Raw genomic sequence first — 11,142 nt, forward strand, 5'->3', positions numbered from 1 at the left:
CTACCTCTCAAGCGACTTCACGCACCTGAGATCGAAAAATTCCACAGGCGGCGCAAATAGGTATGTAGAAACGCCGCCTCAGAATCGGTCCTGACGGTGCGTGACGGTAGACTGGTTGCATGACTTGCCGGCGGTAACAGATCACCGCCAAAGCCCACCCCCAAAGAGAGTAGGGAAGCTACCGCCCGTGGCTGCTGCGAAAAAGAAAGCACAGGAACAGTACGGTGCCGATTCGATCAAGGTCTTGGAGGGTCTCGAAGCCGTCCGCAAACGACCCGGCATGTATATCGGGTCCACCGGTGAGCGGGGCTTGCACCACCTCATCTGGGAGGTAGTGGACAACGCGGTCGACGAGGCGATGGCCGGGTTCGCCGATGCGGTGGCGGTCCGGCTGCTCGACGACGGGGGCGTGGAGGTCACCGACAACGGGCGTGGCATCCCGGTCGCGATGCACTCGACCGGAATCCCCACCGTCGACGTGGTGATGACGGTGCTGCACGCGGGCGGCAAGTTCGAAGAAGGCGCCTACAGCGTCTCCGGCGGCCTGCACGGTGTCGGCGTCTCGGTCGTCAACGCCCTGTCCACCAGGCTCGAGGCGGATATCCGTACCGACGGCTACGAGTGGTTCCAGACTTACGACAATTCGATACCCGGCACCCTCAAGCAGGGCGAGAAGACTAAGAAGACCGGCACCACGATCAGGTTCTGGGCCGACCCCAACGTCTTCGAGACCACCAACTACGACTTCGAGACCGTCGCGCGGCGCCTGCAGGAAATGGCGTTCCTCAACAAGGGACTCACCATCACGCTCACCGATGAGCGCGTCACTGCCGCGGAAGTCACCGACGAGGTCGTCAGCGACACCGCCGAGGCGCCCAAGTCAGCCGAGGAGCAAGCGGCCGAAGCGGCGGGTCCGCACAAGGTGAAGCACCGCACCTTCCACTACCCCGGCGGCCTGGTCGACTTCGTCAAGCACATCAACCGCACCAAGACGCCGATCCACCAGAGCATCGTCGATTTCTCCGGCAAGGGAGAAGGTCACGAGGTCGAGGTCGCGATGCAATGGAACGCCGGCTACTCCGAATCGGTGCACACCTTCGCCAACACGATCAACACCCACGAAGGCGGCACCCACGAAGAGGGCTTCCGTGCGGCGTTGACGACCGTGGTGAACAAGTACGCCAAGGACAAGAAGCTCCTCAAAGACAAGGACCCGAACCTCACCGGCGACGACATCCGTGAGGGGTTGGCCGCGGTGATCTCGGTCAAGGTCGCCGAACCTCAGTTCGAGGGGCAGACCAAGACGAAACTCGGCAACACCGAGGTGAAGTCGTTCGTGCAGAAGATCTGCAACGAGCAGGTGAGCCACTGGTTCGAGGCCAACCCGGCTGAGGCGAAAACCGTTGTGAACAAGGCGGTTTCGTCTGCACAGGCGCGCCTTGCAGCTCGCAAGGCCCGCGAGCTGGTGCGCCGCAAGAGCGCCACCGACATCGGCGGCCTGCCGGGCAAGTTGGCGGACTGCCGCTCGACGGATCCGCGCAAGTCGGAACTGTATGTGGTGGAGGGTGATTCGGCCGGTGGCTCGGCGAAGAGCGGCCGCGACTCGATGTTCCAGGCGATCCTGCCGCTGCGCGGCAAGATCATCAACGTCGAGAAGGCCCGCATCGACCGGGTGCTGAAAAACACTGAAGTGCAGGCGATCATCACCGCGCTCGGCACCGGCATTCACGACGAGTTCGACCTCGCCAAGCTGCGGTATCACAAGATCGTGCTGATGGCCGACGCGGACGTCGACGGCCAACACATCTCGACGCTGCTGCTGACGCTGCTGTTCCGGTTCATGAAGCCGCTGATCGAGAACGGCCACGTGTTCCTGGCGCAGCCGCCGCTGTACAAGCTGAAGTGGCAGCGCAGCGAGCCGGAGTTCGCCTACTCGGACCGCGAACGCGACGGTCTGCTCGAAGCGGGCAAGAAGGCAGGCCGCAAGATCAACACCGACGACGGCATCCAGCGGTACAAGGGCCTTGGCGAGATGGACGCCAAGGAACTGTGGGAGACCACCATGGATCCGTCGGTGCGGGTGCTGCGGCAGGTGACGCTCGATGACGCGGCCGCTGCCGACGAGTTGTTCTCGATCCTGATGGGCGAGGACGTCGAGGCGCGCCGCAGCTTCATCACGCGCAACGCCAAAGACGTTCGCTTCCTTGATGTTTAACGCCGGATTCAACCACCAATAAGGCTGAAACTCTTATGACTGAAACCTTGCCGCCCGAGGGCGACCGCATCGAGCCTGTCGACATTCAGCAGGAGATGCAGCGCAGCTACATCGACTATGCGATGAGCGTGATCGTCGGCCGCGCCCTGCCTGAGGTTCGCGACGGCCTCAAGCCGGTGCACCGCCGGGTGCTCTACGCGATGTACGACTCGGGCTTCCGGCCGGACCGCAGCCACGCGAAATCGGCGCGCTCCGTTGCCGAGACGATGGGTAACTATCACCCCCACGGTGACTCCTCGATCTACGACACCCTGGTGCGCATGGCGCAGCCGTGGTCGCTGCGTTACCCGCTCGTCGACGGCCAGGGCAACTTCGGCTCGCCGGGCAACGACCCACCGGCCGCCATGAGGTACACCGAGGCGCGGCTTACTCCGCTCGCTATGGAGATGCTGCGCGAAATCGACGAGGAGACAGTCGATTTCATCCCGAACTATGACGGGCGGGTGCAGGAGCCCACGGTTCTGCCGAGCCGGTTCCCGAACCTGCTCGCCAACGGGTCGGGCGGCATCGCGGTCGGCATGGCCACCAACATGCCACCGCACAATCTGCGCGAGTTGGCCGACGCCGTGTACTGGTGTTTGGAGAACCACGAAGCCGACGAAGAGGCGACGTTGGCCGCGGTGACCGAGTACGTCAAGGGCCCGGACTTCCCCACCTACGGCCTGATCGTGGGCTCCCAGGGCATCAGCGACACGTATGCCACCGGCCGCGGATCCATCCGCATGCGCGGTGTGTGTGAGATCGAGGAGGACAACCGCGGGCGCACCGGGATCGTCATCACCGAGCTCCCGTATCAGGTGAACCACGACAACTTCATCACCTCGATCGCCGAGCAGGTGCGCGACGGCAAGCTCGCCGGGATCTCCAACATCGAAGACCAGTCCAGCGACCGTGTCGGCCTGCGAATCGTGGTGGAGCTCAAGCGCGATGCCGTCGCGAAGGTGGTGCTGAACAACCTCTACAAGCACACCCAGCTGCAGACCAGCTTCGGCGCCAACATGCTGGCCATCGTCGACGGCGTGCCCCGCACCCTGCGACTCGACCAGCTGATCCGGCACTACGTCAACCATCAGCTCGACGTCATCGTCCGGCGCACCACTTACCGGCTGCGCAAGGCCAACGAGCGGGCCCACATCCTCCGCGGTTTGGTCAAGGCGCTCGATGCACTCGACGAAGTGATCGCGTTGATCCGGGCATCGGAGACCGTCGACGTCGCCAGGCAGGGCCTGATCGAGTTGCTCGACATCGACGACATCCAGGCCCAGGCCATCCTGGACATGCAGCTGCGCAGGCTGGCCGCCCTGGAACGTCAGAAGATCGTCGACGACCTGGCCAAGATCGAGGCCGAGATCGCCGACCTGGAAGACATCCTGGCTAAGCCGGAGCGGCAGCGCGCCATCGTGCGCGACGAGCTCAAGGAGATCGTCGACAAGTACGGCGACGACCGTCGGACCCGCATCATCGCGGCCGACGGCGACGTCAACGACGAGGACCTGATCGCCCGCGAGGACGTGGTCGTCACGATCACCGAAACCGGCTACGCCAAGCGCACGAAGACAGACCTTTACCGCAGCCAAAAGCGGGGCGGCAAGGGTGTGCAGGGCGCGGGGCTCAAGCAGGACGACATCGTCAACCACTTCTTCGTGTGTTCGACGCACGACTGGATCCTGTTCTTCACCACGCAGGGTCGGGTGTACCGCGCCAAGGCGTACGACCTGCCCGAGGCGTCGCGCACCGCGCGCGGTCAGCATGTCGCGAACCTGCTGGCCTTCCAGCCGGAGGAGCGCATCGCCCAGGTCATCCAGATCAAGAGCTACGAGGATGCGCCGTACCTGGTGCTGGCGACGAAGAACGGTCTGGTCAAGAAGTCCAAGCTGACCGACTTCGACTCGAACCGCTCGGGCGGCATCGTCGCGGTGAACCTGCGCGACGGGGACGAACTCGTCGGCGCCGTGCTGTGCTCGTCGGAGGACGACCTGCTGCTGGTGTCGGCCAAGGGCCAGTCGATCCGCTTCTCAGCAACCGACGAGGCGCTGCGGCCGATGGGTCGCGCCACCTCCGGTGTGCAGGGCATGCGCTTCAACGAAGAGGACAAGCTGCTGTCGTTGAATGTGGTCCAACCGGACACGTATTTGCTGGTCGCGACGGCCGGCGGCTACTCCAAGCGGACCGCGATCGACGAGTACCCGGTTCAGGGTCGCGGCGGCAAAGGGGTGCTGACGATCCAGTTCGACAAGCGTCGTGGCAGTCTGGTCGGAGCGTTGATCGTCGATGACGACACGGAGTTGTACGCCATCACCTCGGGCGGGGGCGTCATCCGGACGGCGGCTCGCCAGGTCCGCAAGGCCGGGCGGCAGACCAAGGGCGTTCGGTTGATGAACCTGGGCGAGGGCGACACACTGGTTGCTATTGCGCGCAACGCTGAGGAGACCGACGCCGACGCGGCCGAGGTCGACGCAACGTAACGACGGTAAGGAGCCGTAGGTGAGTTCACCGAACGAGCCGGGGTACCCGCGCGCGGGTGACGCCGCCGGTAGCGCCAACGGCTCCCCGGGCGGACCGCCATCGCAGGACGGCGGTTCGGTCGGCAACTCGGCGTCGCGGGGCGGCGACGTCCCACCGTGGCAGCGGGGGCCGGCCGCGCGTGCGGGCCGACAGCCACAACGGCAGTCCTCTGAGCCGGGAAGTCCAGGAGGGTCGCCGGTCGATGCCCGGCTCAACCGCTTCATCGGCGGATCGGGCGCACCGACCCCGGCGCCGGTGCACGAGCAGGATGGTCCGCCACGGGGCGAGCGTACCGAGGCCGTGCGGCCCGAGGCCTACGCCAGCGAGCTGCCCGACCTCTCGGGCCCGATGCCGCGCTCGCCGCAGCCACGCAAGCCGGCGCCTGAGCAACGCCCGTCGTCGGAACCGGCCAGCCGGGCCTCGGCCGGCAGCCGCTTGCAGGTCGGCAATCGCCACAAGGGCCCGGTGCGGGCCAGTATGCAGATCCGGCGGGTCGACCCGTGGAGCACGCTGAAGGTGTCGCTGGTGTTGTCGGTCGCGTTGTTCTTCGTGTGGATGATCGCGGTCGCGTTCCTCTACCTGGTGCTCGGCGGCATGGGCGTGTGGAGCAAGCTGAACAGCAACGTCGGCGACCTGCTGACCAGCACCGGCGGCAGCTCCGGCGGCGAGTTGGTGTCCAGCGGAACGATCTTCGGCGGCGCGGCCTTGATCGGGCTGGTGAACATCGTGCTGCTGACCGCGATGGCGACCGCAGGGGCGTTCATCTACAACCTGACCACCGATCTTGTGGGTGGCGTCGAGGTCACATTGGCGGATAGGGATTGAGTTTGGGCGGCGGCCTACCGTTGCGGTAATCTCGTCGCTCGGCCGTGCGGATTTCGGGGCTATAGCTCAGGCGGTTAGAGCGCTTCGCTGATAACGAAGAGGTCGGAGGTTCGAGTCCTCCTAGCCCCACGGAAAGGTGCAATACCTTGAGGCTGGTGTTCGTGCTCGCAGCGGTCGCTGTCGCGGTGATCGTGTGGCGGTCGCGGCACGGCGTCGAGGTGTGGCATGCGGCAGCGGACACGCCGGCCTGACCGAATCAGGGGCCTTAGCTCAGTTGGTAGAGCGCTACCTTTGCAAGGTAGATGTCAGGAGTTCGATTCTCCTAGGCTCCACAACATACGGACAACATATGGAAGCGATCGGTTCGCGGCGACGCAACCAGCCTGCGCCGCCGCGCTTTGTGTTCGAAGACCTCTGTGACCCGCACCGGCAACCGGCGCGGCCCTGGCTGCAACTCCTGGACGACGAAGTCGAGCCTGTCGTCCTCGAGTCGCACGAATACGGTCGGGTGGTGTGGTCATCGCTGTGGCTCAAGCGGCCCGATGCTCGCCTGCAATTCGACCTGGTGGACGCCGATGGCGGCACCGATCTGCGCTGGACCCTGTATGTCGACGAGCCCGTCCCCGATCCGGTGCTCACCGGGCACATGCGCAAGCGCGTGAACGAACTCATCAATGCCAACCTGCGCTACACCTACGGTCAGTGACGGCCGCGGTGATGGAACACCAATCCGCCGTCGCCGTAGAACGGGTACTGCGGCTGGAACTGGATCGTCGGCTGCAGCGTGCTTACCTGCGCGTTGCCGTCCGTCTGACAGACGCTTGCGCTTCCGGTGAAACTGCACGGCGGTGGCGTGGCGTCGGCCTGGGCGAGCGGTGCGATCGCGATCGCGGCGGCGCCTCCCGCTGCGAGTAAGAGCGGGGCAATCATGGTGCGGATCTTCATTGGTTCGGCCTTTCGGGTGTCAAGCAGTTCAGAGTGAACTTGCTTGTGGCCGAACGTATGTGGCCGAGGTAGGTGCTGGCACGGTTGTGCGCACAAGCCGCGCAACGAGCGATTCTCAGGTTGTGCGCATTGTGCTCAACGTCGAGGCTCGGTCTGAGCCGTCCACACCCTGCCGTCGAAGTAGCGCATCGAATCGGGGTCGTTTTGGTCCGGATACCACCCCGGCGCCAACCCACTCGTGGCGGGCGGCTGCCTCACAACGGGCGGTTCCGCGTACGTCCGCGGTTCCCTGGGTGCGAGCGCCATTCGGACCGCCCACACGACGACAGCGATGATAACGATGACGATCAGCAGCCAAATCAGCGACTGAAGCGAGCCGGCGATATCCGTCATAGCGCCCTCCTGGATGGCCAATCGGCGGGTTACGACCGGGTACCCCCGCCCCGAGGCCTGAAACCGGGTCAGCACTCCACCACGTTGAGGGCCAAGCCGCCCTTCGACGTCTCCTTGTACTTGTCCTTCATGTCGGCGCCGGTATCGCGCATGGTCTTGATCGCGGTGTCGAGGCTGACGTGATGAGTTCCGTCGCCGTGCAACGCCATTCGCGCCGCGGTGATCGCCTTCACCGACGCGACGGCATTGCGCTCGATGCACGGAATCTGCACCAGGCCGCCGACCGGATCACAGGTCAACCCCAGGTTGTGTTCGATGCCGATCTCGGCGGCGTTCTCCACCTGAGCCGGCGTGCCGCCCATCACCGCCGCCAGCCCGGCCGCGGCCATCGAGCAGGCCGATCCGACCTCGCCCTGACAGCCGACCTCTGCGCCGGAGATCGACGCGTTGGCCTTGAACAGTTGACCGATCGCGCTCGCCGTCAACAGGAACTCCACGACGCCGTCGTCGGTGGCACCAGGGACGAACCGCGAATAGTAGTGCAGCACAGCGGGAATCACGCCGGCTGCACCGTTCGTCGGTGCCGTCACCACGCGGCCGCCGCCCGCGTTCTCCTCGTTCACCGCCAACGCGTACACCGTCACCCAGTCCATCGCGTACAACGGGTCGTCGGGATCCAGCGACTCGGCCAGCAGCCGTGCGCGGCGTTTGACGCGAAGCTTGCCCGGCAGCGTGCCCGTCGCCGCCAGCCCGGCCTCGACGCATTCCCGCATCGCCGCCCAAATGCGCAGCAGCCCGGTTCGCAGGTCGGGCTCGCGGCCCATCGCGGCCTCGTTGTGCGCCATCAACTCCGCGATGCTGCAGCCGTTCGATGTGGCCAGCCGCACGAGTTCTTCGGCGGTGTTGAACGGGTACGGAACGACGATGTCTTCGTGGGGTCCAGACTCGGCTTCTTGTTCGTCGACGACGAATCCGCCGCCGACCGAGTAGTACGTCCGCTTGCTCAGCTCATCGCCGCCGCTGTCGAAGGCGGTGAACACCATGCCGTTGCTGTGAAAAGCCATGGCGCGCAACGACAAAACGATGTCCGCGCTGTGGTCGAACTGGATCGTGTGCGAGCCGGCCAATTGCAGCTTGCCGCCGGTGTTGACCTCTTCCACCCGGCCTCGCGCGACAACCGGATCGACCGTCTCGGGCTCGCAGTCCTCCAGCCCGAGCACCACGGCGCCAGGTGTGCCGTGTCCCGCGCCGGTGGCTCCCAGTGAGCCGTAGAGCTCGATCCGTACCCGCGCCACGTTGGCCAGCAGCCCGTCGTCGGCGAGATGACGCGCGAACCGGCCTGCGGCGCGCATCGGCCCGACGGTGTGCGAGCTGGACGGCCCGATGCCGATCGAGAACAGATCGAAGACGGAGACGGCCATGAGCAAACTAGGGCTTGGGAGAGACGTCGACACTGGGCGGCAGCGGCGACGGTTCGGGCTGCATCGAGCGCCGCACGATCGAGAACGCCACCGCTCCCCCGGCCAGGACTGCGGTGCCGACGGCGACGAACAGCAGGGGCCGACGCTTGCGCTTGGGTTTACGCGCGTCGGCGATGACGGCTGGCAGGCTGGCGATGACTTCCTGCGCCGCGGCGAGTTCGGCCGCGATGGTGCCCTGCGCATCGCCGAGATCCTTGGCCAGCTGACTCTTTTCGATGCTGCGCCGAATGCGGCCAGCCGCCGACTGCGCGCCCTGCAGGCCGAGCCCGACCGTCCCGCGCGTGACGTCGACCGGCCCAACCGCGGAATATTTCAAGCCGCGGCCCAGCCGCTGGCTCGGGGTCAACCGGACGTCCGTCTTCGAGCTCATGTCCACCTCTTTCGCGGCGTGATCGGCAATCGCCGTCCAGCCTGCCACCAAGTGCCACCCCGCGTCGGCCGTTAGAGGGCAGGTGGCACACTGGCATCCCGTGACGAGCCCCATTCAGACAGCGACCGCGACCCTGCACACCAACCGCGGCGACATCAAGATCGCACTGTTCGGAAACCACGCCCCCAAGACCGTTGCGAACTTCGTCGGTTTGGCGCAGGGCACCAAGGACTACAGCACGGAGAACGCCTCGGGCAGCTCGTCGGGACCGTTCTACGACGGCGCGGTCTTCCACCGCGTGATCGAGGGATTCATGATTCAGGGCGGCGACCCGACCGGCACCGGTCGCGGCGGACCCGGATACCAGTTCGCCGATGAGTTCCACCCGGAACTGCAGTTCGACAAGCCGTATCTGCTCGCCATGGCCAACGCCGGGCCGGGCACCAACGGCTCACAGTTCTTCATCACGGTCGGCCAAACGCCGCACCTGAACCGCAAGCACACGATCTTCGGTGAGGTAGTCGACCCGGAGTCGCAGAAGGTTGTCGATGCGATCGCCACGACGGCCACCGATCGCAGCGACCGGCCGACCGATCCGGTCGTGATCGAGTCGATCACGGTGTCGTAGACACCAGTCGAGTCAGTGCGTGCCGGCGTAACCGGCGTCGGTCAGCGCGTCGAGCACGTTCAGCGGGTCGGTCCCCAGATCCCACCGGGTGAAGACCAGCAGCTGGTCGTCGTTCGTGTCGATCTCGAGCAGCCGAACCTTGCGGGCCAGGCGGCGGAATTCGGTGATTCGGACGAGCTTGATGTCGGGGCGACGCAGCAGCGTCGTGCGCGACCAACCCCGGGTAACTAGACCGTCGTCACTGATTGCCAGCTTCGGCCGAGCGCGCCAAGACAGGCTTGCAAACAAAAGTAAGCACACCGCGGCAATCCCCAGCAGAATGCGCCCCGGAGCTTCTGTGACCAGGGTCACAGCGGCAATAGCCAAGATAACTCCGGCTATGCCGCAGGCTGCGATGCCGGGCGTGGGTGGGCTCCACTCAGTTTGCTGCATGGGTACTTAACACCCTTTTACCGTTGCTAATGAGGTTATCCACAAGTGCTATCCCCAATGGGGATGAATCACATCAGTGTGATCTGGTGACCGCGAGGTTGCTAAACGGGTAACGCGTGGAGTCGAAGATGAATTCATACCGATGGTCGGTACGGCTAACGCCAGCGCATCGTGAGCAACAAGCCGGTAATCATGAAAGCAAAGGCGATGGCGTAGTTCCACGGACCCAGATCAGCAAGGAACTGGATGTGGCTGGAGGCGAGCTGGAACACCAGCAGCCAGGCCAAGCCGATCAACATCAAGCTGCAGAACAAAACCACAAACCAGACACTCGATGGCCCGGTCTTGATCTTGACCGGCGTCCGGCTCACCGGGTTGATGGTGAAGTCGTTCTTCTTGCGAACTTTGGACTTGGGCATTGCTACCTTCGCGGACACTCTGCGTCACACGGTGCGACGATGTAACCACGAGCCTAACGCAGGTGCACCCCAGCCAAGAATTCTTGGAGAGGAGCCGATGGAGAAGCCGAGGCAGTCCCCCTGGCGGTTCGGCGTGCCGGTGGTGTGCCTGTTGGCGGGGCTGTTATTGGCGGCTACCCACAGCGTTTCCGGCGGCAGCGAGATCCGGCGAAGTGACGCGCCACGGTTGGTCGACCTGGTGCGTGAAGCACAGCAATCGGTAGACAGGCTCACGGCCCAGCGGGACACGCTGGTGTCGACGATCGACAACCATCACGGCGGATCGCCTGGCGCAGATGCAGCGCTGGCCGCGATCACCCATCGTTCAGACACGCTGGCTGTCGACGCGGGGCTGGACCCGATGCGGGGGCCCGGCCTTGTCGTCACGCTCAACGACGCGCAGCGCGACGCGGAGGGCCGCTTCCCGCGGGACGCCTCCCCCGACGATCTGGTGGTCCACCAGCAGGACATCCAGGCGGTCCTCAACGCGTTGTGGAGCGCGGGTGCCGAAGGCATCCAGATGCAGGATCAGCGGATCATCGCGACGTCGGCTCCGCGATGTGTCGGCAACACGCTGCTGCTGAACGGGCGGACGTACAGCCCGCCATACGTGATCACCGCGATCGGTGACGCACCCGCCATGCAGGCCGCGCTGGCGGCGTCCCCGTTCGTGACGCTGTACAAGCAATATGTGGTGCGGTTCGGGTTGGGTTACACAGAAGAATCCCGTGCCGCGGTCCAAGTGGCCGGGCACACCGAATCGGTGCGGATGAAGTATGCGAAGCCGGCAGGCCCGCTCGGATATTGACGTGCGCGCGCCAGTAACCTGG

General features: G+C 65.1%; 12 protein-coding genes and 2 tRNA genes. 8 read left to right on the forward strand and 6 right to left on the reverse strand.

Annotated features, from left to right (window positions below; translation table 11 throughout):
* Nucleotides 1-187 precede the first annotated feature (187 nt).
* From gyrB to GGC64_RS23980, 6 genes are all read left to right on the forward strand, one after another.
* Complete coding sequence (gene gyrB / locus GGC64_RS23955; protein WP_192724977.1) at nucleotides 188-2,215, forward strand: DNA topoisomerase (ATP-hydrolyzing) subunit B; 2,028 nt, start codon at nucleotides 188-190, stop codon at nucleotides 2,213-2,215.
* 35 nt (nucleotides 2,216-2,250) lie between these two features.
* Entirely contained in the window at nucleotides 2,251-4,740 is a 2,490-nt protein-coding gene (gene gyrA / locus GGC64_RS23960; RefSeq protein ID WP_192724978.1) for a DNA gyrase subunit A, read from the forward strand.
* 19 nt (nucleotides 4,741-4,759) lie between these two features.
* Nucleotides 4,760-5,605 carry a DUF3566 domain-containing protein gene (locus GGC64_RS23965; RefSeq protein WP_192724979.1) on the forward strand — a complete coding sequence of 282 codons (846 nt, stop codon included), beginning with the start codon at nucleotides 4,760-4,762 and terminating at the stop codon, nucleotides 5,603-5,605.
* 55 nt (nucleotides 5,606-5,660) lie between these two features.
* Nucleotides 5,661-5,734, forward strand: a tRNA-Ile gene (locus GGC64_RS23970).
* Nucleotides 5,735-5,864: 130 nt separating this feature from the next.
* Nucleotides 5,865-5,937: transfer RNA gene (locus tag GGC64_RS23975), tRNA-Ala, on the forward strand.
* 17 nt (nucleotides 5,938-5,954) lie between these two features.
* Complete coding sequence (locus tag GGC64_RS23980) at nucleotides 5,955-6,311, forward strand: hypothetical protein (RefSeq protein ID WP_192724980.1); 357 nt, start codon at nucleotides 5,955-5,957, stop codon at nucleotides 6,309-6,311.
* Here GGC64_RS23980 and GGC64_RS23985 read toward each other — a convergent pair.
* The 4 genes from GGC64_RS23985 to cwsA form a co-directional block, all read right to left on the reverse strand.
* Nucleotides 6,305-6,535, reverse strand: coding sequence for a hypothetical protein (locus GGC64_RS23985; protein WP_192724981.1), 231 nt, complete (start codon nucleotides 6,533-6,535; stop codon nucleotides 6,305-6,307). The genes GGC64_RS23980 and GGC64_RS23985 overlap by 7 nt on opposite strands.
* A 150-nt stretch (nucleotides 6,536-6,685) precedes the next feature.
* The gene (locus tag GGC64_RS23990) at nucleotides 6,686-6,943 is read right to left on the reverse strand and encodes a DUF2510 domain-containing protein (protein ID WP_192724982.1); all 258 of its coding nucleotides are present in this window, start codon (nucleotides 6,941-6,943) and stop codon (nucleotides 6,686-6,688) included.
* A 68-nt stretch (nucleotides 6,944-7,011) separates the two neighbouring features.
* Nucleotides 7,012-8,364 carry an L-serine ammonia-lyase gene (locus tag GGC64_RS23995; protein ID WP_192724983.1) on the reverse strand — a complete coding sequence of 451 codons (1,353 nt, stop codon included), beginning with the start codon at nucleotides 8,362-8,364 and terminating at the stop codon, nucleotides 7,012-7,014.
* 7 nt (nucleotides 8,365-8,371) lie between these two features.
* Nucleotides 8,372-8,794, reverse strand: coding sequence for a cell wall synthesis protein CwsA (gene cwsA / locus GGC64_RS24000; protein ID WP_192724984.1), 423 nt, complete (start codon nucleotides 8,792-8,794; stop codon nucleotides 8,372-8,374).
* A 100-nt stretch (nucleotides 8,795-8,894) separates the two neighbouring features.
* Between cwsA and GGC64_RS24005 the strand changes: the two genes are divergently transcribed.
* Nucleotides 8,895-9,422 (forward strand): peptidylprolyl isomerase, encoded by a 528-nt coding sequence (locus GGC64_RS24005; protein WP_192724985.1) that lies wholly within the window; start codon nucleotides 8,895-8,897, stop codon nucleotides 9,420-9,422.
* Nucleotides 9,423-9,434: 12 nt separating this feature from the next.
* Here the strand turns inward: GGC64_RS24005 and GGC64_RS24010 are convergent, their stop codons facing one another.
* Together GGC64_RS24010 and crgA are read right to left on the reverse strand one after the other, a co-directional pair.
* Entirely contained in the window at nucleotides 9,435-9,854 is a 420-nt protein-coding gene (locus GGC64_RS24010; RefSeq protein ID WP_192724986.1) for a PH domain-containing protein, read from the reverse strand.
* Nucleotides 9,855-10,009: 155 nt separating this feature from the next.
* Nucleotides 10,010-10,273, reverse strand: coding sequence for a cell division protein CrgA (gene crgA, locus GGC64_RS24015; RefSeq protein ID WP_192724987.1), 264 nt, complete (start codon nucleotides 10,271-10,273; stop codon nucleotides 10,010-10,012).
* Between the two features lie 97 nt (nucleotides 10,274-10,370).
* Here crgA and GGC64_RS24020 point away from each other — a divergent pair, with 97 nt between their 5' ends.
* Entirely contained in the window at nucleotides 10,371-11,120 is a 750-nt protein-coding gene (locus GGC64_RS24020; RefSeq protein ID WP_192724988.1) for a DUF881 domain-containing protein, read from the forward strand.
* Nucleotides 11,121-11,142: the final 22 nt, after the last annotated feature.

The organism is Mycobacterium sp. OAS707 (genome assembly GCF_014873705.1).
Taxonomy (GTDB): Bacteria; Actinomycetota; Actinomycetes; order Mycobacteriales; family Mycobacteriaceae; genus Mycobacterium.

Coding starts and splice junctions, on each gene's coding strand:
- GGC64_RS23990 (WP_192724982.1), bottom strand. CDS start 6,943: ATGACGGATATCGCCGGCTCGCTTCAGTCGCTGATTTGGCTGCTGATC.
- GGC64_RS23985 (WP_192724981.1), bottom strand. CDS start 6,535: ATGATTGCCCCGCTCTTACTCGCAGCGGGAGGCGCCGCCGCGATCGCG.
- crgA (WP_192724987.1), bottom strand. CDS start 10,273: ATGCCCAAGTCCAAAGTTCGCAAGAAGAACGACTTCACCATCAACCCG.
- cwsA (WP_192724984.1), bottom strand. CDS start 8,794: ATGAGCTCGAAGACGGACGTCCGGTTGACCCCGAGCCAGCGGCTGGGC.
- GGC64_RS23980 (WP_192724980.1), top strand. CDS start 5,955: ATGGAAGCGATCGGTTCGCGGCGACGCAACCAGCCTGCGCCGCCGCGC.
- GGC64_RS24020 (WP_192724988.1), top strand. CDS start 10,371: ATGGAGAAGCCGAGGCAGTCCCCCTGGCGGTTCGGCGTGCCGGTGGTG.
- GGC64_RS23995 (WP_192724983.1), bottom strand. CDS start 8,364: ATGGCCGTCTCCGTCTTCGATCTGTTCTCGATCGGCATCGGGCCGTCC.
- gyrA (WP_192724978.1), top strand. CDS start 2,251: ATGACTGAAACCTTGCCGCCCGAGGGCGACCGCATCGAGCCTGTCGAC.
- GGC64_RS24010 (WP_192724986.1), bottom strand. CDS start 9,854: ATGCAGCAAACTGAGTGGAGCCCACCCACGCCCGGCATCGCAGCCTGC.